This is a genomic window from Bordetella genomosp. 13 (assembly GCF_007679965.1).
In the GTDB taxonomy this organism is placed as follows: Bacteria; Pseudomonadota; Gammaproteobacteria; order Burkholderiales; family Burkholderiaceae_B; genus Bordetella.
In genome coordinates, this window is the sequence record NZ_VEHL01000010.1 from 87,408 (window position 1) to 112,026 (window position 24,619).

23 protein-coding genes are annotated in these 24,619 nt (G+C 69.3%); 4 read left to right on the forward strand and 19 right to left on the reverse strand.

Going from position 1 to position 24,619, the window contains the following annotated elements; genetic code table 11:
• The first annotated feature begins 32 nt into the window (after positions 1-32).
• On the forward strand, positions 33-1,547 hold the full coding sequence (locus FS845_RS21990) for a CoA-acylating methylmalonate-semialdehyde dehydrogenase (protein ID WP_144639357.1): 1,515 nt from the start codon (positions 33-35) through the stop codon (positions 1,545-1,547).
• Positions 1,548-1,663: 116 nt separating this feature from the next.
• On the opposite strand, the gene FS845_RS21995 is transcribed toward FS845_RS21990, so the two are convergent.
• From FS845_RS21995 to FS845_RS22050, 12 genes are all read right to left on the reverse strand, one after another.
• Positions 1,664-1,990: a type II toxin-antitoxin system RelE/ParE family toxin gene (locus FS845_RS21995; protein WP_144639359.1), complete on the reverse strand. Its 327-nt coding sequence runs from the start codon at positions 1,988-1,990 to the stop codon at positions 1,664-1,666.
• Entirely contained in the window at positions 1,987-2,268 is a 282-nt protein-coding gene (locus tag FS845_RS22000) for a type II toxin-antitoxin system Phd/YefM family antitoxin (protein WP_144639361.1), read from the reverse strand. Before FS845_RS22000 ends, FS845_RS21995 begins: the two co-directional genes overlap by 4 nt.
• A gap of 108 nt (positions 2,269-2,376) precedes the next feature.
• The gene (locus FS845_RS22005; protein ID WP_144639363.1) at positions 2,377-3,258 is read right to left on the reverse strand and encodes a LysR substrate-binding domain-containing protein; all 882 of its coding nucleotides are present in this window, start codon (positions 3,256-3,258) and stop codon (positions 2,377-2,379) included.
• 179 nt (positions 3,259-3,437) lie between these two features.
• A complete protein-coding gene (locus FS845_RS22010) occupies positions 3,438-4,274 on the reverse strand; it encodes an amidohydrolase family protein (protein WP_144639365.1) in 837 nt (278 codons plus the stop codon).
• 91 nt (positions 4,275-4,365) lie between these two features.
• On the reverse strand, positions 4,366-5,052 hold the full coding sequence (locus FS845_RS22015; RefSeq protein WP_144639367.1) for a fumarate hydratase C-terminal domain-containing protein: 687 nt from the start codon (positions 5,050-5,052) through the stop codon (positions 4,366-4,368).
• Positions 5,022-5,981 carry a fumarate hydratase gene (locus tag FS845_RS22020; RefSeq protein ID WP_144639369.1) on the reverse strand — a complete coding sequence of 320 codons (960 nt, stop codon included), beginning with the start codon at positions 5,979-5,981 and terminating at the stop codon, positions 5,022-5,024. The genes FS845_RS22015 and FS845_RS22020 overlap by 31 nt, the downstream gene beginning before the upstream one ends.
• Before the next feature lie 46 nt (positions 5,982-6,027).
• Positions 6,028-7,794, reverse strand: coding sequence for an L-aspartate oxidase (locus tag FS845_RS22025; protein ID WP_144639371.1), 1,767 nt, complete (start codon positions 7,792-7,794; stop codon positions 6,028-6,030).
• A 2-nt stretch (positions 7,795-7,796) separates the two neighbouring features.
• Positions 7,797-8,144 carry a succinate dehydrogenase gene (locus FS845_RS22030; RefSeq protein ID WP_144639373.1) on the reverse strand — a complete coding sequence of 116 codons (348 nt, stop codon included), beginning with the start codon at positions 8,142-8,144 and terminating at the stop codon, positions 7,797-7,799.
• Positions 8,141-8,476: a succinate dehydrogenase gene (locus FS845_RS22035; RefSeq protein WP_144639375.1), complete on the reverse strand. Its 336-nt coding sequence runs from the start codon at positions 8,474-8,476 to the stop codon at positions 8,141-8,143. Before FS845_RS22035 ends, FS845_RS22030 begins: the two co-directional genes overlap by 4 nt.
• 3 nt (positions 8,477-8,479) lie before the next feature.
• Complete coding sequence (locus FS845_RS22040) at positions 8,480-9,184, reverse strand: succinate dehydrogenase/fumarate reductase iron-sulfur subunit (RefSeq protein WP_260986397.1); 705 nt, start codon at positions 9,182-9,184, stop codon at positions 8,480-8,482.
• 120 nt (positions 9,185-9,304) lie between these two features.
• Positions 9,305-10,951, reverse strand: coding sequence for a thiamine pyrophosphate-binding protein (locus tag FS845_RS22045; RefSeq protein WP_144639379.1), 1,647 nt, complete (start codon positions 10,949-10,951; stop codon positions 9,305-9,307).
• Between the two features lie 122 nt (positions 10,952-11,073).
• The gene (locus FS845_RS22050) at positions 11,074-11,982 is read right to left on the reverse strand and encodes a LysR family transcriptional regulator (protein WP_144639381.1); all 909 of its coding nucleotides are present in this window, start codon (positions 11,980-11,982) and stop codon (positions 11,074-11,076) included.
• Between the two features lie 352 nt (positions 11,983-12,334).
• Between FS845_RS22050 and FS845_RS22055 the strand changes: the two genes are divergently transcribed.
• From FS845_RS22055 to FS845_RS22065, 3 genes are all read left to right on the forward strand, one after another.
• Positions 12,335-13,378 carry a Bug family tripartite tricarboxylate transporter substrate binding protein gene (locus tag FS845_RS22055; protein WP_144639383.1) on the forward strand — a complete coding sequence of 348 codons (1,044 nt, stop codon included), beginning with the start codon at positions 12,335-12,337 and terminating at the stop codon, positions 13,376-13,378.
• A 19-nt stretch (positions 13,379-13,397) separates the two neighbouring features.
• Positions 13,398-14,402 carry a Bug family tripartite tricarboxylate transporter substrate binding protein gene (locus FS845_RS22060; protein ID WP_144639385.1) on the forward strand — a complete coding sequence of 335 codons (1,005 nt, stop codon included), beginning with the start codon at positions 13,398-13,400 and terminating at the stop codon, positions 14,400-14,402.
• Between the two features lie 142 nt (positions 14,403-14,544).
• Positions 14,545-17,436 (forward strand): AAA family ATPase, encoded by a 2,892-nt coding sequence (locus tag FS845_RS22065; protein ID WP_144639387.1) that lies wholly within the window; start codon positions 14,545-14,547, stop codon positions 17,434-17,436.
• A gap of 55 nt (positions 17,437-17,491) precedes the next feature.
• On the opposite strand, the gene FS845_RS22070 is transcribed toward FS845_RS22065, so the two are convergent.
• From FS845_RS22070 to FS845_RS22100, 7 genes are all read right to left on the reverse strand, one after another.
• Positions 17,492-18,115, reverse strand: a complete 624-nt coding sequence (locus FS845_RS22070; RefSeq protein WP_144639389.1) for a TetR/AcrR family transcriptional regulator — start codon at positions 18,113-18,115, stop codon at positions 17,492-17,494.
• Positions 18,112-19,809: an efflux transporter outer membrane subunit gene (locus FS845_RS22075; protein ID WP_144639391.1), complete on the reverse strand. Its 1,698-nt coding sequence runs from the start codon at positions 19,807-19,809 to the stop codon at positions 18,112-18,114. The genes FS845_RS22070 and FS845_RS22075 overlap by 4 nt, the downstream gene beginning before the upstream one ends.
• 5 nt (positions 19,810-19,814) lie before the next feature.
• A complete protein-coding gene (locus FS845_RS22080) occupies positions 19,815-21,404 on the reverse strand; it encodes a DHA2 family efflux MFS transporter permease subunit (protein WP_144639394.1) in 1,590 nt (529 codons plus the stop codon).
• 67 nt (positions 21,405-21,471) lie between these two features.
• Positions 21,472-22,674 carry an HlyD family secretion protein gene (locus FS845_RS22085; protein ID WP_144639397.1) on the reverse strand — a complete coding sequence of 401 codons (1,203 nt, stop codon included), beginning with the start codon at positions 22,672-22,674 and terminating at the stop codon, positions 21,472-21,474.
• A gap of 196 nt (positions 22,675-22,870) precedes the next feature.
• Positions 22,871-23,638: a GGDEF domain-containing protein gene (locus FS845_RS22090; protein WP_144639399.1), complete on the reverse strand. Its 768-nt coding sequence runs from the start codon at positions 23,636-23,638 to the stop codon at positions 22,871-22,873.
• 8 nt (positions 23,639-23,646) lie between these two features.
• Positions 23,647-24,036, reverse strand: a complete 390-nt coding sequence (locus FS845_RS22095) for a DUF1987 domain-containing protein (RefSeq protein WP_144639401.1) — start codon at positions 24,034-24,036, stop codon at positions 23,647-23,649.
• Between the two features lie 19 nt (positions 24,037-24,055).
• Complete coding sequence (locus FS845_RS22100) at positions 24,056-24,619, reverse strand: SiaB family protein kinase (RefSeq protein ID WP_144639702.1); 564 nt, start codon at positions 24,617-24,619, stop codon at positions 24,056-24,058.

Below are 24,619 nucleotides of genomic sequence, written 5' to 3' on the forward strand. Positions count from 1 at the left end.
TTTCCACTCACGGAACATCGAAGGAGCACACCATGCCGCAGGCATACGCGCACCAGGGCACGCTGGGTCACTACATCAACGGCCGCGACGTCGCCGGCCAGGGCGGCCGCACGGCCGACGTCTTCAACCCCGCGCTGGGCAAGGTGGCCCGCCAGGTGGCGCTGGCCAGCACGGCCGACGTGCAAAGCGCGGTGGCCGCCGCCAGCGCCGCCCTGCCCGGCTGGTCGAATACGCCGCCCATCCGGCGCGCGCGCGTGCTGAACCGCTTCCTGGCCCTGATGAACGAGCGCAGCGACGAACTGGCCGCCATCATCACCGCCGAGCATGGCAAGGTGTTCAGCGACGCGCAGGGCGAAGTCATGCGCGGCATCGACGTCATCGAGTTCGCCTGCGGCATTCCGCAACTGCTCAAGGGCGACTACACCGACCAGGTCTCCACCGGCATCGACAACTGGACGATGCGCCAGCCGCTGGGCGTGGTGGCGGGCATCACGCCCTTCAATTTCCCCTGCATGGTGCCGTGCTGGATGTTCCCGGTGGCGCTGGCCTGCGGCAACACTTTCATCCTGAAGCCCAGCGAGCGCGATCCCTCGGCCGGCCTGTTCATGGCCCGCCTGCTGACCGAGGCCGGCCTGCCCGACGGCGTATTCAACGTGGTCAACGGCGACAAGGAAGCCGTGGACGCGCTGCTGCACCATCCCGACGTGGAGGCGCTGAGCTTCGTGGGCTCCACGCCCATCGCGCAGTACATCTACCAGACCGGCGCCGGCAACGGCAAGCGCGTGCAGGCGCTGGGCGGCGCCAAGAACCACATGGTGGTGATGCCCGATGCCGACCTGGACCAGGCCGTCGACGGCCTGATCGGCGCGGCCTACGGCAGCGCGGGCGAGCGCTGCATGGCCATCTCGGTGGCGGTGCTGGTGGGCGAGTCGGCAGACCGCATCCTGCCCAGGCTGGCCGACCGCGCCCGCTCGCTGGTCATCAAGAACGGCATGGAAGCCGACGCCGAAATGGGCCCCATCGTGACCCGCCAGGCGTTGGAGCGCATCGAGGGCTACATCGCCCAGGGGGTGAAGGAAGGCGCCGAGCTGGTGGTGGACGGCCGCGGCCTGAAGGTCCAGGGCCACGAGGAAGGCTTCTTCACCGGCGGCACGCTGTTCGACCGCGTCACGCCCGACATGGTCGTCTACCGCGAAGAGATCTTCGGCCCGGTGCTGTGCTGCGTGCGCGTGCCCGACTTCGCCGAGGCCGTGCGCCTGATCAACGCCCACGCCTTCGGCAACGGCGTGGCCTGCTACACGCGCGACGGCAACGTGGCGCGCGAGTTCGCGCGGCAGATCAAGGTGGGCATGGTGGGCATCAACGTGCCCATCCCCGTGCCCATGGCCTGGCACGGCTTCGGCGGCTGGAAGAAGAGCCTGTTCGGCGACATGCACGCCTATGGCGAGGAAGGCGTGCGCTTCTACACGCGCCAGAAGTCGGTGATGCAGCGCTGGCCGGAAAGCATCGGCAAGGGCGCGGAATTCGCGATGCCGACGGCGAAGTAGGCCTCGCGCACGTTGCCGCCCCCGTGCGGCCGATGCGGCGCCGCGCCTGGACGGCCCATGAGGAGCAATACCGATCCTGCCTCATGGGCCAGTTCCTTCCGTGCTTTTGCGCTGGATTACGGCCTGAGCGTGCGGATCGGACGCCGGGCAAGTTTCGTCTTGAAATCCTGCCGTGTGTCGCAGATGAGATGAATGTAGACCGTCTCCCCCGCGACTTCGTAGATGACGCGATTCTTGACGGCAATGATTTCGAGGAAATGGGCAGCGGGCAACTCGGACGGAGCATGGCCCGCCAGGGGAAACTGTTCGAGATTCAAGATGGCTTTCTTGATCCTGGCGTAGGAATCCAGCCAGACCGCCTGGGAGAAATGCTTTCTGACGCAGCGTCTAATATCGTGCAGGTCGTCGACGGCGGACTGCAGAAAAACGACCTTGTGGCTCATTCGTTGTCTTCCGCATCCAGTGCCTCGATGCGGGCAAAAACATCAGCGGCGGGTACCAGCCGTCCTTCTTCGATTTCTCGGCGGTTATTGGCCAGCAGCTGAAGCAGCGCGAGGGCCTGCTCTTGTTCCTCGTAACTGCGGACATCCATCACGACCAGCTTGGCTTCGCCGTTCTGGGTGATGAGCATCGGTTCACGGCTCTCGGACAGATCCTTCACGATCTCCGCCGCATGGCTCTTGAGATAGCTGATGGGCTTGACCTGGGTCGAGTATTTCATGGCGGCAACCCTTTGGACGCAACAAGACTGATTTTAGTCCAAATTTGATCCGACCTCTATTCAGCCGTTTTCCGGCGATACCGAGGCGCCAGCCTCTTGGGCGTCGAACTATTTCCGCGCCTTGGCCGTCGACACCGTGCGCAGCGCCTCCAGCAGCATCTGCGAAAAATGCGCGCGCGGGTTGTCGCGCGGCATCAGCAGGCCCAGCGTGCGCATGATGGGCGGGTCGCCGAATGGCACGGTGCGGATGGTGGCCGGGAACGCGTTGGCCACGCCGCGGTTGGGCACCACCGACACGCCCAGTCCATTGGCCACCATGGCGATCACGCCTTCCACCGAGTCGATCTCCATCGACGAGGCCACTGGCAGGCCGCGCCGCTCCATCTCGGCGCTGACCATGCGGCCCACGCGGGCCATGCGGTTGAAGCGCACGTAGGGGTTGTTGCGCAGCAGTTCCTGGTCGGTATCGCCCGTGGCATCCTTGTGGGCGATCACCACCATGGGCTCTTCGAAGAAGGCATGGAACTCCAGGTCGCCGCGGCTGATCTCGGGCTCGGTTACCACGGCCGCGTCCAGCTGGCCATGGAACACGGCCATCTCCAGCTCGTGGGTCAGGCCGGTGGTCAGGCGGATCTCGATGCCCTGCCCCTGCTTCTGCAGGTGGCGCAATGCCACCGGCAGCACGCCCGATACCGAGGTGTGCACCGCGCCCAGCTTCAGCACGCCGCTGGCGGCATCGCGCTTCAGGCTGTCGCTCAGGCTTTCCCAGTGCGCGATCAGGTCGCGCGCGCGGTCGATCAGGTTCACGCCGCTGGCCGTCAGCACCGGCGGACGCCGGGTTCGGTCGAACAGCACGATGCCCAGCTCGTCTTCCAGCGCGCGCATCTGCATGCTGACCGCCGACAGCGACAGCCCGATGGCCTTGCCTGCCTCGGCGAAGCTGCCGCGGTCCGCGATGGCCACGAGGGTGTACAGGGTCTTGACGTCCATGGGGCTCCTGGTTCGGCGGCCTTGAAAAGCGCATCGGGGCCGCCCGCGCGGCCGCCGGCGCGTGCGCGGACGATTGTAGACGACCATGCCGTGGCGGTCGGCACGCAGGCGCGCGCATCGACGGACCATGCCGTGCTCGCTGCCCCGGCCCGTCCGGCGGTCCGCCGCCACCGCGGCCCTCAGAGCCCCAGCAGCCTGCGTGCGTTGCCGCCCATCACCTTCTCGCGGCTCTCGGGACGCAGCGGCAGCGTCTCGAACCACTCGCGGTAGCCCTGCACGGGGCAGAACGGGAACGAGCTGGCGTACAGCATGCGGTCGGCCAGGAAGCCGTCGGCCGCCTTCACGTACTCTTCCCAGCCCGGCATGCGCGAGAAGTACATGTCGGGCGACAGATACAGGTTGGGCCGGCGGAACGCGATGTGCAGGATCTCGTTGACCCACGGCCAGCCGCCATGCGCCACCACGACCTTCAGCGACGGGAAGTCGGCCAGCACGCGGTCGGTGCGGATGGGATCGGAGTAGCTCAGGTCCGGCCCGGCCGTGCCGCCCACCATCATGATCACCGGCACCTGGCGGTCCTCGCAGTGCGCATAGATGGGATACAGCCGGCGATCGTCCGCGTACATCGGCACGGGATAGGCGCCGGGCTCGATGTTGACCAGCCTGAAGCCCTGCGCCATCGCCCAGTCCACGGTGTCGCAGGCGCCGCGGCGCGAGGTCGGATCGATGGATGCCGCGCCGATGAAGCGCGGACCATGCTCGCGCATGATGCCCAGCACGTCCTCGTTGGACACGCTGCCCAGCGCGCCCGCGAGCCTGCCCACCACTACGCCGTGCGCCACCCGCGCCCGGTCCATCTCGGCCAGCAGCAGGTCCATCGACTGCTGCTGCGCGGCGGCGGAGGGCTCGAAGCCCACCGTGCGCGTGAAGCCGTCGCGGCGCTCGCCGGCGTTGTACATCAGGGTGTCCAGGAAGCCGCCCACCGGCGGACGCAGCCTGAAATCGATGATCTCCATGCGGTCTCCTCTGTCATGAATGCCGAGCCGTCCAGACGAGCGAGCCGCGATGCAGCGCGCGCCCAGCCGGATGCGGCCCTCGCGCCTGGTGCTACATCACTTCCTTCTTCCGGTCATCCGTCTCGCCGTAGCGGTGCAGCGCGGGCGCCTTCAGCCCGGCGTACAGCGCGTCGATGCCCGCGTTGACCTTCTCCCCGTGCTGCTGGAACAGCGAATTGCCGGCCACGTCGCTCTCGACGATGAAAGGTCCGAAATCCTGCACCTCGAACATCCACATGGCCTGCGCGATGCCCAGCTCGTCCAGCCAGTGCACCTCGCGCACTCGCCGGATGCCGCGTCCCAGCAGCGCGCCGGTGCCGTAGCCCACCGTGGTCAGGTAGACCGCGCCGTGCGGCACCATCACCTTCGCGTAGTCCTCGTGCGGCATGCCGCCCTTGCCGATGACGATGCGCGTGCCGGTCAGTTCCAGCCAGCGGTCCATCCATTTCGAGAAGCGGAAACTGGCCGTGGCGGTGACGGCGCCCACGTTGTAGCCCCCCTTGCCGTCCGGCGCGGCGGCCGGCGAGCAATGGAAGTTGACGTTGCTGATGGCGCGCAGGTCGGCGGGCAGCGGCACGCCGTCGCCCAGCACCTTCTGGTAGACGCCCTCGCGCGCCGTGTAGACCGTGCCGCTCATGTACACCACCGACCCGACTTCCAGGCGGGCGATGTCCTCGTCCGAGGCCGGCAGGTCCAGCCGGAACACCTTCAGATCGTCGCTGTCGTTGCGGTCGGCCATTCGACTGTCTCCCTGCGCAGGTAAGGGGTGAACCATTGCGGATCGGTGCGGTATTCGATGCGTCCGTCCGCATGGATGCGGGCCGTCGCGCGGCGCGACGACAGGCAGAAGGTGTGCATGCTGACCGGCATTCCGCCGGTGTGCGTGTAGCCCACCTCGATGTGGCAGTCCACCACCATGGACGAGCCCACGAAGCCCATGGCGCCCATGCCGATGGAGTTGCCCAGCTTCTTCAGTTCCAGTTCCAGCTCGGCGATGCGCGCATCGGGATTGCGGTCGCCCACCGTGCGCAGGCAAGCGGCCTGCTTGCCCAGCTGCATGCACGTGTCCTTCGAGCCGCCGATGCCCACGCCCAGGATGGCCGGCTGGCACGCCAGGCCGCGCTTGCCGAAGGCGATCAGGCCGTCCAGCACGAAGCGCTTGATGCCGTCGATGCCGTCGCCCGGGAACAGCATGCGGTAGTCGGTGCCGAACAGGCCGCCCTTGTGCACGGTGGTAATGTCGATCCAGTCGGCGTCCGGCTCGAAGGTCCATTCGATCTCGGGCGCGTTGATGCCGACGTTGTTGTTGTGCTCGGTGCGCCACAAAGGGTGCACGCGGTTGGGCCGCAGCGGCACGTCCACGGTGGCGCGCGCGGTGGCCCAGCGCAGCGCGCGCTCCACGCCCACGAAACCGCTTTCCACGCTCGCTTCGTTGCCCACCTTCACGTAGTAGCGCGGCAGGCCGGTGTCGGCGCACATCGGGCGGCGGTCCTTGCCCGCTGCCTCCCAGTTCTCTTCCATGGCATGCAGGACGAACCGGGCCAGCTTGCCGGTCTCGGCCTGGCGCATCTGCCTGATGCCGTTCTCGTAGTCCTCGGGGATGTCGATGGCCGCGCGCGACATGATCTCGTACGCCGCGGCTTCGACCCTGTCGATGCTGATGCTCATCATGGTCTCCTTGTGATCGTTGCGGGGCGCGAGGCCCCGTGGGAGCTCAGGCCACGGCCGCCGCCGGGCTGGGCACCTGCTGCGTATCCGCCTCGTCGTCCAGCAGCGACTGCCCGGGGCTGACGATGTCGAACGACACGGGCACCAGCGCCAGCGCCAGCGAGCCGTCCTCGCGCTGCGCGACCTGCGTGTAGCGGCTGCCCGCCAGGTCGCCGGTCTCGGGAAAGTCCTCGCGGAAGTGGGCTCCGCGGCTGTCCTCGCGCGCCTGCGCCGCCGTGGCGATGACGCGCGAGATCGTGGTCAGGCTGTCCAGGTTCAGCCAGTCGTGCCAGCTGAGATTGAAGCGGCGCTGGCCGTCCCGCACGCCCGCGTCGGCCAGCGCGCGCGCGTGCTCGTCCAGTTCGGCCATGCCGCGCGCGATGCCGTCGCCGGTGCGCAGCACGCCGACCTGGTCCCACATGGTGCGCGACAGGGCGTCGCGCAGATGCAGCGTGGGGCCGGCCGGGCGCGAGAACGGATACTCGGCGCGCGCGATGCCGGCGTCGATGACGCGCTCGTCGGGATCGCGCCACGGCGCGCCGCCGCGTACGAAGGCCGCCATGGAATCGCCCGCGATGCCGCCGAACACCGTGGAGTTGGCCACGCCGTTGCCGCCCAGCCGGTTGGCGCCGTGCACGCCGCCGCAGTCTTCGCCAGCCGCGTACAGGCCCGGCGACGCGGTGGTGCAGTCGACATTGAACTCCACGCCGCCCATCAGGTAGTGCGCAGTGGGCACCACCTCGACGCGGCCGCCGGCCAGGTCGAAGCCGCAGTCGGCGCAGCGCTGCACCATGCCCGGAAAGGTCTTGGCGACCTTGTCCTTGCCCAGGTGGCTCATCTGGATGTAGACCCCTCCCATGGGACTGGTGCGGCCGGCGCGCATCTCGGCGTAGATGCCGCGGCTGACCACGTCGCGCGTGGCCCGCTCGCCGCGCGCGTCGTAGCCCTGCATGAACCGTTCGCCCGCCCCGTTGATCAGGTAGCCGCCCGCGCCGCGCAGGCCTTCTTCCAGCACCGTGCCCGTCATGCGCGTGTCCGGTCCGCCCAGCAGGCCGGTGGGATGGAACTGCACCATCTCCATGTCGCGCAGCTTCAGGCCGTAGCGCAGCGCCATGGCCAGGCCGTCGCAGGTCTTCTCGCCGGACGGCGTGTGGTACAGGTACATGGTGGGTCCGGCGCCCGTGGCCAGCAGCACCGCGCGCGCCTGCACGAAGCGGTAGCCGCCGTCGCGCATGTCGATGAACAGCACGCCCGCGACGCCCGAGCCGTCCGCGGCCGGCACCAGCTCGATGGCGCGGTGCTCTTCCATGCGGCGCACGCCGGCGCCCAGCACCTGCTCCATCAGCCGGTTGATGATCTCGATGCCCGTCAGGTCCGACTTGTGCACCGTGCGGTCGAAGGTCTGGCCCGCGAAGGCCTTCTGGTGCAGCGTGCCGTCGGGATTGCGGTCGAAGAAGCAGCCGATCTCGTTCTCCAGCTCGCGCACCCGCTCCACCGCGCCCACCACCAGCCGCCAGGCCAGGTCCTGGCGGGGCAGCCACTTGCCGCCCGAGATCGTGTCCATGAAATGGCGCTCGATGGAATCGCCCTTGGCCAGCGCCACGTTGTAGCCGCCCTGCACCATGCGGGTACAGCCGCTCTTGCCCATCAGGCCTTTCACGGCGACGGTCACGTCCAGCGTGGGATCGGCCTGGCGCGCGTGCAGCGCCGCGAACAGGCCTGCGCCCCCCGCCCCCAGCACCAGGATGTCGGTCTTCGTGCGTTCGATATGCATGCTCAGAACACTCCCATCAGAAAGGCCGCGCCGACCACCATCGCCAGCCCCGTTCCCCAGCCCACCCAGCCCAGCCGCGCGTCCCGCGGGTGGCGCCAGGGCAGGAATTCCAGTACCAGCAGCCGCGCGCCGAACGCCATGTGCATGGACAGCAGCAGCACCAGGCCCCATTCCGCCACCTTCACCAGCGGCAGGTCGGCGAAGGCCAGGAAGCCGTCCAGGCGTGCCGCGCCCTCCAGTGCCAGCCCCAGAGCCAGGAAGTGCAGCGGCAGGAACACCGCCAGCAGCAGGCCCGACACGCGATGCCCGATGAAAGCCCAATACCCCTTGTGGTTGCGCGCGGCCCTCATGACAGCCACCCGCCCACGGCGACCACGGCGCGCAGGCCCAGTGCCAGCAGTGCCACGCCGAACACCGTGCAAAGCATGCCCGCCGCCTTGCGGCCCAGGCCGGTCCATTCGACCAGGATGTTGCGCACGCCGATGGGCGCGTGCACGGCGGCCGCCACCACGAACAGCGTGTAGAACCCCAGCCAGTACGGATTGCCCTGGGTGCGCTGCAGGATCTCGTCAGCGGACAGTCCGCCGCGCACGGCATACAGGATCAGGCCCAGGTGCACCAGCACGAACGGCCCCATCACCATGGCCGACAGGCGCTGGGCGACGAACAACAGGTTCTCCATGGCTCAATCCCCCCGGAAGAATTCCAGCAGCGCGCGCTTCTTCAGTCCCGCGATGCTGCCCGTCGGGCTCAGGCCCACCGGGCAGTGCGTCATGCAGCTGCCCTGCGTGTGGCAGGAGTTGCAGCCGCCCTGCCCGGTGGCCTGCTTGATCAGGCCGCGGATGTCGGCGTGGCGCTCGTCGTTGACCAGGCTCCAGGCGCGGTTCAGCGCGGCGGGCCCCAGGTAATCGCGGTCCCACTGCACCACGTCGCAGGCCGCGTAGCACACGCCGCAATTGATGCATTCGATGGCCGCGTCGGCCTGCCTGCGCTTGCGGCTTTTGGGATCGATGGCGGCGGGCGGATCGGCGCGCGTGGCCGTGCCGATGAAGCGGCCGCCGGCCTTCAGCCATTTGTCGAAGAACTCGGTCATGTCCACGACCAGGTCCTTGATGCGCGGCATGTTGCGCAAGGGCTCGATCTGGATCACGCCGTCCTCGTGCACGCGGCTGACGTGGCTGCGGCAGGTCCAGCGCGGCTTGCCGTTGACCGTCATCGCACAGGAGCCGCACACGCCCACCCGGCAGGAAAAGCGGTACGACAGGCTGGGCTCGATGCGCCGCTGGATCTCGGTCACCACGTCCAGCACGGTCTGGTTCTCGCGCCACGGCACGTCGTAGGTCACGAACTCGCCCTGCTCCGCACCGCGCCAGATGCGCACTTTCAGCATTTTCCGGGCGAGTTCGCCCCTGCCGGCCGATGCCGGCACTGTGGTTGTCTCCATCTCTACCCTCGATGTGCTGGTGAGGAAACGCGCGGCCGCGCCGCGCGCGTCATGCCTGGTACTACGCTAGTGCGGACCCTTGGCGGCCACGCCGCGGGTGGCGAACGACGGCGCGGGCTGGCCGTCCATCCGCACGTCGATGCAGGCGGGCTTGCCGCTGGCCACGGCCGCGGCCAGCGCCTGGCGCAGGCCGTCCAGGCTGTCCGCATGGCCGCCATGCGCGCCCAGCGCCTGCGCGGCCTGGTCGTAGCGGGCCTGCTCGCTCAGTTGGCAGCCATACAGCCGGTCTGCGCCGTACTCGCGCATCTGGATGACGTGTTCGGCGTTCCAGCGGGCGTCGTTGCCCACCACCGCCACGAAGCGCGCGCCTTCGCGCGCCGCGGTCTCGAATTCCGACAGGTGAAAGCCCACGGTGCCGTCGCCCATCAGCGTGAAGATGGTGGCGTTGGGCCGCGCCAGGCTGGCCGCGACGGCATAGCACAGCGCGCCGCCGATGGCGCCCGACACGCCGTTGATGACGCGCACAGGCGCCTGGCAGAAGGCCTGCGCCCATTGGCCGAACTCGCCGCCGTCGCAGATCAGGATGGGCTCGTCGGCCTGGTCCAGCGCGTCCTGCACGGCGCCGCAGATGGCCTGCGGCAAGGGCCTGTCCGCGTCGGGCGCCCCGCCCGTGCCGGCCGCCAACTGGCGCGCCGCCATCGCGGCGTCCACGCGCGCCAGCCAGTCGCCGCGCGACGGCGGTTCGGCCTGCGCCTGGCACAGCGCCTGCAATGCCGCGTCGGCGTCGGCCTGCGCGTGCTCATGCAGGCGCGCGCCCAGGCCCTTGCGCGCGCGCTCCAGCAGCGCCGCGTCGGGGTCGACCACGACGATGGCCGCTTGGGGGTGGAATGACGGCGCCTTGCCGTGCGCCACCGTGAAGTCCAGCGGCTTGCCCAACAGCACCACCAGGTCGGCATCGGCCAGGCAGCCGGCGAACGTGCCCAGCGAGGGATCGCGCAACCCGCGCGGGCTTTCCATCGGAACGACGGGCACGTGCAGGGCCTCGCGCGCCGTCTTCAACGCGGCCGCGGCGCGGCTGGCGTTCAGCATGGGACCGACCAGCACCAGCGGCCGCCGCGCGCGCGCCAGGCGCTGCGCGATGGTCTGCGCCTGCGGCGCCGGCAGGTCGGTGCGCTGGCGCCGGGGTGCCTCGGGGCACAGCACGTCGCCGTCATCGACGGCTTGCTGCAGCAGGTCGAACGGCAGCGCCACGTGCACCGGCCCGGGCCGGCCCGACAGTGCCAGCTCGATGGCTTCCGTCACGTCGCGATCCAGCGCAGCGGCCTGCGTGGGCCGCAGTGCACGCTTGACCAGCGGACGGGTGATCTCGGTCTGCGCCAGTTCCTGGAAGGCGCCCATGCCGTCGGCCGACAGGGGCGAATCGCCCGACAGCACCAGCACGGGGCTCTCGGCCATGCGCGCCGAATACAGCGGCGACAGGCCGTTGGTGATGCCGGGCGCGGCCGTCAGCAGGGCCACGCCGATCTCGCCGGTGAGCTGCGCCCAGGCATCGGCCATGTGCACCGCCGCGGCTTCGTGGCGCACGTGCACGATGCGGATGCCCGCATCGATACAGGCGTCGTAGATCGGCATGATCTGGTTGCCGGACAGGCTGAAGACGGTCTTGACCCCGGCGCGCGACAGCGCGCGGGTGACCAGGTGTGCTCCTGACATGCGTATGAGGCTCCGACGACGGCACGCGCTGCAGCCGGACTGCGGCGCGCATGGAAATGGACTGCGATGTCCGCAGTTTATTTATTCCTTTATGTTGAATCAAGTTTTATTTGATTCAATTTTCATGATGATATTGCGGACGGCGGCATGGCCGCCCGGGCCGAGAAATAGGCCTTCACCGCATCGGTGAAGCGGTAGCGCGCGTGCTGCCGCCGCTCCAGCAGGCCGACGTGGCGATGCACGTCCACGCCCGGCAGCGGAATCACGCGCAGCGCGCGGTCGCGGTGCCAGGCCACGTTTGCCAGCCGCGGCACGACCGAGATGCCCAGGCCCTGGCGCACCAGTTCGACGATGGCCTCGACCGAGTTCAGCTCCATGCCGACCTGGATGGCGGCGCCGCATTGCCGCACCGCCTCGTCCACCAGATACCCCGTCCAGGTGCCGTGGTCGAAGCGCAGGAACGGCGCGCTGTGCAGCGCCGCCACCGGATCGGCGGGCAAGGCGAAATGCGGCTGGCGCGGCACGATCAGCACCAGCGGCTCGCTGTACAGTGGGGTCCACACCATCATGCTGGGCAGCGCGCGCGGCGGCTGCGTGACCACCGCGGCATCCAGCTCGCCCGCCTCGACGCGCTGCGCGAAATCGCTGGACATGCCGGCGTACAGCCGCACGTCCAGCCGCGGATTGTCGCGCTTGATGCTCCACAGCGCATCCGAGAACGCGCCCATCAGGGCCGATACCAGCGCGCCCATCACCACCGAGCCCGACAGGCCGTCGGACTGGCCCGCGCCGGCCAGGTCCTCGTAGTCGCGCACCAGTTCCTGGATCTGCGGCAGCAGCCGGCGCGCCGAGGGATTGAGCACGGCGGCACGCGCGCTGCGGTCGAACAACTGGCAGCGCAGCTCGGTTTCCAGCGCGCGGATCTGCAGGCCCACGGCGGCAGGCGTCAGGCCGATGTGCTTGCCGGCCGCGGCGAACGAGCCGTGGCGCGCCACGGCAAGAAAGGTCTTGAGGGTACGGATGGACGACATGGCGCGGCTCCTCTTTGGGATGGCCTTGGACCCGTGTCATGGATTGCGCCGGCGCCGCAAGGCGATGGCGGAATTCGTCTCCTGTGCGGGCGCCGTTCGTAAAGTTTTGCTTTCGCTCACGCCGAAAAATACTCGCTTTGCAAAGCGGGTTCAATCACCAATACTTTTTCACGCACGCCGCACCCCATGCGCGGCGGCCCGGCCCACAGGGGCCAGGCGGGCGCCGCGCACCCCGCGCGGCACGGCGACTCCAGCCCGCCACGCATTCACGCTTTCCGCTTTCCCGCTTTCGCGCAGCACACGCAGCCGCACATAGACGCGGCGCGCCTTCAGAACACCAACGGAGACAAGCATGCACCGCACACCAGGCTGTACCCGACCCCATCCCGATTCCCGCGCCGTTCGCGCCCTGCCCCGGCGCGCGCTGCTGCTGCGCGGCCTGGCCGTAGCCATCGCCCTGTCCGGCGCCTGCCTGGCCGCAGGTCCCGCCGTGGCCGCGGGCTGGCCCGACAAGCCGGTGCGCGTGATCGTGCCCTTCACCGCCGGCGGCGCCACCGACAGCATCGCGCGCGCCGTCAGCCAGCGCCTGGGCGCGATCTGGAAACAGAGCGTGGTGGTCGAGAACAAGCCCGGCGCGGGCGGCCTGGTGGGCGCGGAGAGCGTGGCGCGCGCCGAGCCCGACGGCTATACCCTGCTGCTGGCCTCGGGCTCGATGTTCACCGTGAATCCGTTCATCTATTCCAGCCTGCCGTACAGCCTGAAGGACTTCGCGCTGATCAGCAACGTGGCCACCGGCCCGATGGTGGTCGCGGTCAATCCCAAGCTGCCGGTGCATGACCTGCAGGGCCTGGTGGCCTACGTGAAGCAGCGGCCCGGCAAGGTCAATTTCGGATCGGCCGGCGTAGGCACGCAGACCCACATGGCGGCCGAACAACTGGCCGACGTGGCGGGCCTGAACGCCATCCACGTGCCGTACAAGGGCGAAAGCGCGGCCTACGCCGACCTGATGGCCGGCCACATCGACTTCGTGGTGGGCAACATCGCCGCGCTGGCGCCGCTGGTGTCCAGCGGCCGCGTGCGCGGCGTCGCGGTGACGGGCGCCGCGCGCTCGGCCATGCTGCCCGACGTGCCCACGGCCGCCGAGGCCGGCCTGCCCAAGCTGCAATCGCAAGGCTGGTTCGCGCTGATGGCGCCGGCCAGCACGCCCAAGGACGTGCTGGCCACGATCCAGCGCGGCGTGGGCGAGGCGCTGGCCAATGCCGACACGCGCAAGGCCCTGGAAGCGCAAGGCAGCAGCGCCACGCCCAGTTCGCCGCAACAGCTGGCCCAGACCATCAGCGCCGAATCGGTGATGTGGCAAGCCGTGGTCAGCCGCCGCAACCTGAAGGCCAACTAGGCCGCGCCCGGAGAGACCCATGCACAGCCCCGCCTCGACGGCACGGCTGCGGACGGCGCTGCGTGCGCTGACGCTGGCCCTGCCGCTGTCCTGCCCGGCCGCCGCGCTGGCCGACGCCTACCCTTCCCGCCCCATCACCGTGGTGGTCCCCTTCTCGGCCGGCGGCGATGCCGACATGGCCGCGCGCAACCTGTCGGCGCACCTGCGCGGCGTGTACAAGGCGCCGCTGGTGGTCATGAACAAGGGCGGCGCCAATGGCGCCGTCGGCTCGCAGTTCGTGCGCGAGGCGCCCGCCGACGGCTACACGCTGCTGCTGGCGCGCGTGGGTTCGCAGGCCATCCTGCCCGCGCTGCAGTCCAGCCTGAGCTATCGCTGGGACGACTTCACCATCCTGGGCCTGCTGGAACTGAATCCCATGGCCTGCGTGGTGAACGCCAGTTCGCCGTACCGCACGCTGAAGGAGCTGACGGCCGCGATCAAGGCCCGGCCCGGCAAGCTGAACTACAGCACCTCGGGCCCGGCCACCGCGCTGAACCTGGCGGTGCAGACCCTGCTTTCCTCGGAAGGACTGCCGCGCAACGCGGCGGTCGAGATTCCGTACAAGGGCGGCGGGGATGCGACCACCGCCGTGCTGGCCGGCGAGGTCGACTTCACCTGCAACAACGTGATCTCGCTGGTCGGGCCGGTCAAGGGCGGCACGCTGCGCGCGCTGGTGGCGACCTCGCCCGAGCGCCTGAAGGACCTGCCCGACACGCCCACGGCGCGCGAACTGGGCGTGCCGCGGCTGGAGGCCGTCAATGGCTGGAGCGCGCTGTATGGCCCGAAAGGACTGCCCGAGCCTGTGCGCGCCTCGTGGGCCCAGGCCCTGGGCACGCTGCGGCGGACGGCGCCATGGCGCGCGGCGGTCGAGAACATGGGCTCGATCCCGCGCGTGATGCAGGCGGAAGAGACCGGCACGTTCGTGGGCGAGCAGGTGCGGTTCTACGAGGCGCTGGGCAAGACCATCGGGCTGCAGATGCCATAGCCGCGGGCGGCCTGGCCGGCCGCATCCTCCGCCGTATCCCGCGTTCTTCCACGATTGCGCACGGGCGATCCGATCTACAATCACGCGCAAATCAGAAGACCGTGCCGGACCCACGGGCCCCGCCGCCACCGGAGAGGATTGCTTGGCCATTCGCAAAATCGCCTTCGGGCTGTTCAGTCCCGACAACATCCTGGATGCACTGGCGAAGGCCGGCAACGGCGACGAGCTGCAGATCGACGCCGCGCACAAGACGCCCGGGGCCGAACGGCTGACCCTCGCCCGCAGCGTCACGCTGACGCCGCGCCCCGGCATCGGACATCGGCTGCCGCTGGACAATCCCATGACGATCGGGCCGGGTGCCACAGTGACGCTGCGCGGCCTGGCCTTGTCCGGACAGATCATGGTCGCGCCGGGCGCCTCCCTGACCATCGGCGACTGCGAACTCAGGCGCAAGCTGACTGTGCATGTGGGCGCCAAGCTGATGCTGATGAACAGCGACCTCACCGACACCGACAATCCCGCGACGGTCGTCGTGCATGGCGAAGCCGTGATGAAGGACATCACGCTGCGCGATGCCGGAAACCTGGGCTTCGGAGGCGACCAGAGCAGCCTGCTCGTGCAGGACTCCCGGCTGGCCGGCGGCAGGATCGCGGTGCAGAACTACGGCGGTGGCCAGCTGGAGATGCGCAATTGCCAGGTGCGTGCACTGTGCGGCGTGCTGGTGCCCTTCCGCGAGCGCATGACCGCACGGGTACGCCTGCAGGATTGCCATTTCGAAGCCCCCACCGACGGCCCGAAGCGCTCGTGGGACTACAGCGTGTCGTCGGGCTGGACCGGCGCCGTCGTGGCCGAGTCGAGCACCGAACTCGTCATGGAGGACTGCCACGTGTCGTTGGGCGTGCCCGGCGCGTATCTCGCCGGCGCCAAGGCAACGCTGAATCGTTGCGTGTTCGAGGGCGGCGCCAAGCCTGCGGGCACCGGCGACATCGACGGCGTCCATATCGCCCGCGGCACGCAAGCCCGCCTGCAGGGCTGCGTCTTTCGCCATGTGCCCAACCATTCGGTGGTCGCCCGCCAGGACGCCACGGCCACGCTGGAAGACTGCGAGATCAGCGACTCGCAGTCCAATGGCCTGCGCGTGCTGGAGCGCTCGCAGGTCCAGGCCCGCGCCTTGCGCGTGCTGCGCGTCGCGGAGGGAACGGCCGTGAACGTGCGCGGCCAAGCCACCCTGGAGATCACCGACAGCCTTCTGCAGGGCGGTCCGTCATACGGCCTGTCGGCGCGGGACCAGGCCCGCATCACTGCGCGAGGCTGCCGCATCGAAGGCCATGCGCAAGGCCCCTACGACGCCGACCTCCAGGCCACCGTGCTGGTCGACGGCAACCCCGACGTCGTGCGGGACTACCGGCTCGCGGCCGCGCTGGCCGAACTGGACGCCCTGGTCGGCCTGGCCAGCGTGAAGGCCGAGGTGCGCAAGCTGATCGACCTGGTGGCGGCCGAACGGCTGCGCACCGCCAACGGCGGGCAGGCCAACGCCGTCACGCTCAATCTGGTGTTCACCGGAAATCCGGGCACGGGCAAGACCACGGTGGCGCGGCTGGTGGGCAAGATCTTCGCGTCGCTGGGGCTGCTGCAGGGCGGCCAGCTTTGCGAGCACGACCGCTCCACGCTGGTGGCCGAGTACATCGGACAGACCGCGCCCAAGACGCGCGCGGCCATCGACGCCGCACTGGGCGGCGTGCTGTTCATCGACGAAGCCTACACACTGTACAACCCCGACTCTGGCAAGGACTTCGGCATCGAGGCCATCAACACGCTGATGAAGGCCATGGAAGACCAGCGCGGCCAGCTGGCCGTGATCGTGGCCGGCTACACGCGCGAGATGGAAATCTTCTTCGACGCCAACCCCGGCCTGCGATCGCGCTTCACGCGCTACATCGATTTCCCCGACTACAGCGCGGCCGACCTTACCGAGGTGTTCACGCGGCTGTGCCGCTCCAGGCAACTGCGCCTGGGCGACGCCGCGGCGCAACGCGCCGCCCTGGCCTTCGAACAGATGGTGCGCGTCAAGGGCGCGAACTTCGGCAATGCGCGCGATGTGCGCACCTATCTGGACCGTACGCTGGAGCGCCAGGCGCAGCGCCTGGCCACGGCCCAGGGCGCCGACCCCTTCGAACTGACCGAGGAGGACCTGGCGCCGCAGGGCCGCCGCGACGCGGTGGACCTGGGTGCGCAGTTGCGGCGCCTGGACGCCATGACCGGCCTGCGCGAAGTGAAGGACGAGATCCGCAAGCTGGCGGCGCTGGTCAAAGTGCAGGAGCGGCGCCGCGCGCAAGGCGTGCAGGCCGCCCCGGTCTCGCTGCACCTGGTCTTCACGGGCAATCCGGGCACGGGCAAGACCACCGTGGCGCGCCTGGTGGGCGAACTGTATGCAGGAATGGGCCTGCTGGAAAAAGGCCACGTGGTGGAGGTGGCGCGCGCCGACCTGGTGGCGGGCCACGTCGGCCAGACCGCCATGAAGACGCGCGAGAAGGTCGAGCAGGCCTACGGCGGCGTGCTGTTCATCGACGAGGCGTATGCGCTGGCCGAAGGCGGTCCAAACGATTTCGGCCGCGAGGCCATCGACACGCTGCTCAAGGAGATGGAAGACAACCGCAGCCGCCTGGCGGTGATCGTGGCGGGCTACCACGCGCCCATGCAGCGCTTCATCGAGGCCAACCCCGGCCTGTCCTCGCGCTTCACGCGCTATGTGCACTTCGCCGACTACCGCGCCGAGGAACTGGCGGACATCTTCCGCGGCATGGCGGCATCCATGCACTATGCACTGGACGACGCGGCGGCCGCGGCGGTGACCGAGGCCGCCGCCCGCCTGCTGGCCGCCAAGGGCGGGGACCACTTCGGCAACGCCCGCGAGATGCGCAGCCTGTTCGAAGCCGCCATCGAGGCGCAGGCGGTGCGCCTGATGGACGACGAGAGCGCCGACGTGCACGCGCTGGCGGCGCGGGACATCCGCGACGGCGCCGCGCCGCGCTAGCCTGCGCGGGCCCGTGGCCGCGCCGCCGCGACACATGCCGCACGGCGCGGCGGCATCATGGCCGCCACGCCCGCATGAACGTATCCACGCAGTCCTGCACGTGCCGCGCCATGTCGGCGCGCAGCGCCTGGGCCGCCTCGTGGTCGAACAGCATGGTCATCACCATGTCGCCGCGCATCATGGCCAGCAGCATGCGGGCGGCCGCCTGCGGGTCGGGGCAGGACAGCTCGCCCACGCGCACCCCGTCGGCCACGATGCCCGCCACCATCTCGCGCAGCGGCGCGCGCATGTCGGTCTCGATCGCGCGGCCGATCTCGGGAAAGCGCAAGGTGGCGGCGATCACGGCGCGAAAGAACGCGATGTGCTCCGGCGCGGTGTAGCCGCACACGGCGGTGCTGCCGATCTGCAGCAGTTTCTCGCGGGTCGACTTGGCTCCGTCGCGGCCGATGCTGGCCACCGCCTCATGCAGCCGCTGCTTCTCGTCCAGGATCACGGCCAGGAACACCTGTTCCTTGGCCGGATAGTAGGCGTACAGCGTGGCCTTGGACACGTCCGCCTGGGCGGCGATCATGTTCATGGTGGTCCCTTCGAAGCCGTTGGCCAGGAACAGCTCGCGGGCCGCGGCAATGACCTGGCCCTGCTTGCGGCCCGCGCCGCCCGCGTGGTCCGGCGGTGTCATGGCGGAGTCTCCCGTTGCGGCGTCCCCTGCCCCGCGTTGCCCACGGTGCCTACGGGCGGCGGCGCGGCCTGCGCCGACGCGTCGTCCTGCCAGCCGCCGCCCAGCGCCTTGTACACCGCCACCAGGTCGGTGGTGACCTGCAGGTTGGACCGCACCCACGCCTGCCGCGCCTGCTGCGCACGCGTCTGCGCCGACAGCACGTCCAGGAAGCTGCCCAGTCCGCCGCGATAGGCGTCCAGCGCCAGGCCTTGCGCGCGTTCGGCTTCGTTGACGGCGCGCTGCAGCGCCTCGCGCTGCGACTGGTCGCTGCGGTAGGCCACCAGCGCGTTCTCCACGTCACGCAGCGCGTTCAGCACGGTCTGGCGGTAGTTCAGCGCGGCCTCGGCCTGCTGCGCGCGCGCCAACCGCACATTGGCTACCAGCCGCCCGCCCTGGAACAGCGGCAATGACACGCTGGGCCCGACGGACCAGAAACGGCTGGCCCAGCGGCCCAGGTAGTCGGCGTCCGTCGCGCGGCTGCCGAACTGGCCCGACAGCGAGATGTCCGGGAACATCTCGGCGATGGAGGCGCCGATCTGCGCGGTGGCCGCGTGCAGCGTGGCCTCGGCCTGGCGCACGTCCGGACGGCGCCGCGCCAGCGAGGCCGGCAGGCCCACCGGCACCATGGGCGGCACGGCGGGCACCGCGGCCGGCGCGGCCAGTTCCTGGTCGAGCGCGCCGGGCGGCAGCCCCAGCAGCACCGCCAGCCCATTGCGCGCCTGCTGCGCCTGCACCTCGGTGGCGGGCAGTTGCGACTCCAGCTGCGCCACCTGCGCCCCCTGGTTGGCCACGTCGACTTCGCTGGCCAGTCCGGACTGCTGGCGGCTGCGCGTCAGTTCAAGCGTCTGGCGCGCGCTGTCCAGCTGGGCGTCCAGCACCTGGCGCTGCGCCTGCGCGCCGCGCAACTGGGCATAGATCTGCGCCACTTCGGCCTGCAGGCTGACCAGCGCATCGTTGCGGCTTTCCACGGCCTGCTGGGTCTGCGCCTCGCTGGCCTCGGCGGCGCGGCGCACACGCCCGAACAGGTCCAGCTCCCACGAGGCGTCGAAGCCCACCTGGAACAGGCCCGTGGGCCGGTTCAGCGAATCCAGCGCGCCGTCGACCTGGTCGGCGTTGTCCTCGCCCGCCACGTCCCTGATCCTGTCGCCCGCGTGCTGCGATTGCAGGATGCCCTTCAGGCCCAGCAGTTGCCGGTTGTAGCTGGCCGTGGCGCTGATGCTGGGCAGGCCGGCGGCGGCGGTGGCCTGCGCCTGGGCACGGCCCTGCGCGATGCGCAGCACCGCCATGCGCAGCGTCAGGTTGCCGGCCACCGCCCGCTCGATCAGGCTGTCGAGCACCGGATCGCCGAAGCCGCGCCACCAGCGCGGGTCGGGCTCGGATTGCATGGTGACGCGGGATGCAGGCTCTGCCTGCTTTGCGCCCCCCGGATCGGCAGCGGCCCGCGACGGATCGCCCGCCTGCCGCGCGGCCTCGCCATATTGCGCGGGCGTCTGCGGATCGGGCGGCCGGAAGTCCGGGCCCACCGCGCAGCCGGCCAACGACACGGCCAGGACGGCGGCGGCCAGGCCACGCCCGGCCCGGCCTGAAGCGGCAGCGCCATCTCCAGCACGGCCGGTTTCGGCCCGCCAGAACGAAATCGAGCTTGGAAGAGTCATGGTCATCAATGTCCGGGCGCGCCGCCCGCGCTCTTCACGTTGGAGAACAGCAGCGTCAGCGGCACGAAGCAGAACGCCAGGATGGCGCAGTAGGCGAAGATGTCCTGGTACGCCAGGAACGTCGCCTGGTCGACCAGCGTGCGGTACAGCTGCCCAAACGCCGCCTGCGTAGCGTCGCCGGCCACGTGGGCGTAGTCGTGGATCGATCGCGTCATGTCCTGCAGCGTCTGCTGGAAGGAGGAATCGTACGGCGACAGGTGCTCGGACAGGTACGCCTGGCGCACCTGCGTGCGGTCGCGCAGCAGCGCCGACGACATCGCGATGCCCACCGAGCCCGCGATGTTGCGGAACATCGTGAACAGCGCCGTGCCGTCGCCGTTCAGCCGCTGCGGCAGGGTGATGTACGCCAGCGTCGTCACCGGCACGAACAGCAGCCCGATGCCCAGCGACTGCGTGGCGCGCATGGTGGCCAGCGTCCGGTAGTCGATGTTGGGCGCCAGCCCGTGCGAGTACACCATCGACAGGCCCAGCAGCAGGAACCCGAAGGCCACCAGGAAGCGCGTCTGCACGTGCGGCATGATCTTGCTGATGACGGGAATGACGAAGATGATGATGGCCGCGCCCGGCGTCAGCACCAGCCCGGCCCACATCGCGGTATAGCCCAGCTGCTGCTGCGCCAGCTGCGGGATCAGCACCGCACTGCCGTACAGCACCGTGGCGAAGCCGAAGATGCAGGCGCAGGCCAGCGCGAAGTTCTTGTCCTTCAGCGCGCGCAGGTCCACCACGGGACGCTTCGCGTACAGCAGCCAGTAGACCGCGCCCACCAGGCCCACCGCCGTCAGCACCGCCGACACGCGGATCACGTTGGACGACAGCCAGTCCAGGTTCTCGCCCCGGTCCAGCGTCACCTCGAGGCAGCCCAGGCCCAGCGCGATCAGGCCGATGCCGATGTAGTCGATGCGCAGCGAACCGCGCTCGGCCTGCTTCTCCCAGGGCGGATCCTCCAGGAACTGCATCACCGCCAGGGTCGTCATCACGCCAACCGGCACGTTGATCAGGAACACCCAGCGCCACGAGAACGTATCGGTGATCCAGCCGCCCAGCGTCGGCCCGAAGATGGGCGCCACGATGATGGCGACCGCCGACACCGAGAACGCCTTGCCGCGGTCTTCCGGCGGAAAATAGTCGAGCAGGATGGCCTGCTGGTTGGGCTGCAGCCCGCCGCCGAAGAAGCCCTGCAGCAGGCGGAACAGGATCAGCTGCCACAGCTCGGTGGCGATACCGCACAGCAACGAGCACACCGTGAACATCACGATGCACAGCAGGAAGTAGCGCTTGCGTCCCAACAGCCGGCCCAGGAAGGCCGAGATGGGCAGCACGATGCTGTTGGCGACCAGGTAAGAGGTCAACGCCCAGGTCGATTCGTCGTAGCTGGCCGACATGGTGCCGGCGATGTGCGGCAGCGCCACGTTGACGATGGTGGTGTCCAGCACCTCCATGAACGCCGCCAGCGTGACGATGATCGCCACCGCCCACGGATTGGCGCGCGGCGTCCAGCCCAGTTGGCCATTCACGGCCCCGGCGGCGCGGGTCATGGGGTGTCCTCGAGGGCGGTGGCGCACTGGACGTACGAAGCCGGCTTGCTGGCAGCGGCGGGCATGCTCACTCCACCGTCACCGTCGGCACCACCGACAGCCCGAGCGGCAGCGCCTGGCCAGGATCCAGGCCGTGGTCGATAACGATCTTCACCGGCACGCGCTGCACGATCTTCACGAAATTGCCCGTGGCGTTCTCGGCCGGGAACGCCGAGAAGCGCGAGCCCGACCCCTGCTGGATGCTCTCGACGTGGCCCGTCAGTTCCAGGTCGGGATAGGCGTCGATGGCGATCTCGACCGTGTCGCCGGGATTCATGCGCCCCAGTTGCGATTCCTTGAAGTTGGCCAGGATCCAGCGTCCGGGCGTGACCAGCGTGAACAGCGCCGAGCCGGGCTGCACGAAGCTGCCCAGCTGCACGTTGCGGCGCGTCACCCAGCCGTCACCGGGGGCGCGCAGCTCGGTGCGCGACAGGTCCAGCTCGGCCTGCGCCGTCTGCGCGCGCGCCTGGTCCAGCTGGCGGGCGCGCTGCTCGACCACCGTGCGGGCCTGGTCGATCTGCAGTTGCGACTGCGAGGCGATGCGCACCTGGGCCTGGGCCGACTGCACCGCGGCCCGCGCGTCGCGCAGCTGGGCGTCGGCGGCGTCGATGCTCTCCTGTGTAGTGGCGCGGACATCGACGCGGCGCTGCCGCTGGTAGGACTGCTGCGCGCGCTTCAACGCCGCCTGGGCCTGCGCCTCCTGCGCGCGGGCCTGCTCCAGCTGGGCGGGATACTGCGTCTGGGCCAGCGCCAGCTGCACCTTGGCCTGCTCGTACTGCGCCGCGGCCAGGCCTTCCTGCGCGCGGGCGCTGTCTCGCCGGGTCGTGTAGTCGCGCGGATCGATGCGCAGCAGCAGATCGCCTTTGTGCACGAACGCGTTGTCGCGCACCTGCAGGTCCTGCACGTAGCCGCCCACCTGGGCGGCCATGCTGACGGTGTCGCCCTCGGTGTAGGCGTCGTCCGTGGACTCCTGGTTGCGCGTCAGGAACCACCACACCACGGCCACCAGCACGATGACCAGGACCACGCCGATCAGGATGAACAGGGGCTTCTTGCCGGGCCGCTTGCGGGGGGCGTCCTTGCCGCCGACGGTCCCGTCGTCCCCGGTCTTGGCGTCGCGGGCCTCGTCGTGAGTCTCTTCGCGGTCGGCCTGGCCTGCGGGCCTGCCGTCGCCCCTTTCGTCATGCCGGGCAGAGGAATCGGACGGGTTGCGCGGGGTTTCCGTGGACATTGCGGTTCGCCAAAATGAACTGAGACGTTCAGTCTATTTTTGAGCGGCTTACAGCAACCCTAAGCAGCGCGCGGAACCGGCAACCAGACGTTAACGCGCCGCACGGCATGGCCTGTGCGGCGCAACAAAGGGAAAACTTTCGGAGATCGCGCCGGCGTTTCCTCGGAGCCGGGGCCGTGGTGCCTCGGGCCGGATGTCAGGCGTTGGCGCGCGGCGCCGCGCCGGCTACCTCGACGCAGTTGCGTCCGTTGCGCTTGGCGGCATAGAGCGCCTCGTCGGCCAGGCCGTAGGCCGTGTCGAAATCGGTGCCGCCGGCATTGGCGCTCAGGCCGAAGCTGGCGGTGATCTGGCGGTCGACGGGGTCGCTGAAGCGGTGCCCGGCGATGGCCGCCCGCATGGCCTCGGCCAGTTCGGCGGCCTGCTCCAGCTGGTAGCCCGGCAGCACCACCGTGAACTCTTCGCCGCCCACGCGGCCGATGATGCCCTCGTCGCCCACGATGCGGCGCAGGCACGTGACGATGCCCAGGATGACCGAGTCGCCGGCGGGATGGCCGAATTCGTCGTTGATGCGCTTGAAGTAGTCGATGTCGAGCACGACCATGACCGAGTCGCCCTCGGCCAGCGCCTTGGTCGCCAGCTCGATGACCGCGCTGCGGTTGAACACCCCGGTCAGGGCGTCGTGCGTGGCGCGGTACTCGAGTTGCTGGGCCAGCGCCTGCAGTTGCATGTTCAGCGCATGCATCTCGCGTTCGGCGCGATCGCTGCGGCCGATCAGGCGGCGCGTCTCGCGCATCAGGCGCTCGAAATGGCCGATCAGCTCGCCCAGCGACTGCCGGTACTCTTGCGCGCCGGCGCCTTCGGTATCGAAGGCCGCGCGGGCTTTCTCGAGCGCCTCGTTCTCGCTCTTGAAAAGATCCGGTGCGCCGCTGGTGGCGGCATCCTGGGAGGTACCAGAAGCTGGCATCGATATCCTTATCGTGCGGAAACCGGGCAGTCGGTGAACTCGATGGCCTGGAAGTCGGCTTGCAGTTCTTCGCCGAATTCGAGGATCGTCTCGTCTTCGTCGTCGTGATACCAGTTGAGCATCACGCGGTTGCCGGACTGCGCGGCTTCGTCCAGTGCGTCGAAGATGCTGAACAGCATCTTGGTGCTGGAGCTGTTGAAATAGGCCAGCGCCACGTCGGCGGTGATCGTCGCCCCGTCGCATGCGGCCAGGTAGGCGCGCAGTTGCTCGATGATGGGGGCGTAGAAGGCGGCTGCGTTCTCGGGGTACGACTCGCCCTTCAGCGACAGCTGGTGTTGGTCGAAGCGGAAATCGACTTCGGGAGACGTTGCCGTAGCGGCGATATGCAGATTGTCCATGGCTCGGGTCGTCGACTTGCTAGATGATGGCTTTCAGGCAGAACAGCGTGGTGCCGGGGTCGTCGGCACGGGGATGGAAGGCGAATTCGAGGGGTGCGCTGGCGTCACGCGCCATGGTCAGGAACCCCAGTCCCGCCCCTTTGCTGTCTTCGGGGGTTTCGGCACGCAATGATACCTTGTATGCCTGCTTGATCTGTTCCAGCGACATGGTGCGCAGGGGCTCCAGCTTGTCGCGCAGGCCGTCCACGCCGGCCGTCGACATGGGGTTGACGCACAGCATCAGGTAGCGTTCGCCATCGGCGGCGATGCACACGGCCCCTTCACGCAGCGCGCCGCTGTCGGGGCCGCCGGGCACCAGGGCATCCGACGAATAATGGATGATGTTCTGCGACAGTTCGACGAACGACGAGAACAGCTTGCGGCGGGTCGGGCCGCTGACGCCCGAGACCTCGAGCTGCAGCTTGACGACTTCGGACATGGCCGCAATGATGCTGTGGGAGAAATAGCCCTTGTGATAGAAAATCACATTGCGACGCTGGGCCAGGTCGAAGAAGGCGCTGTCCTGGCCTAGCAGATGCTCGAT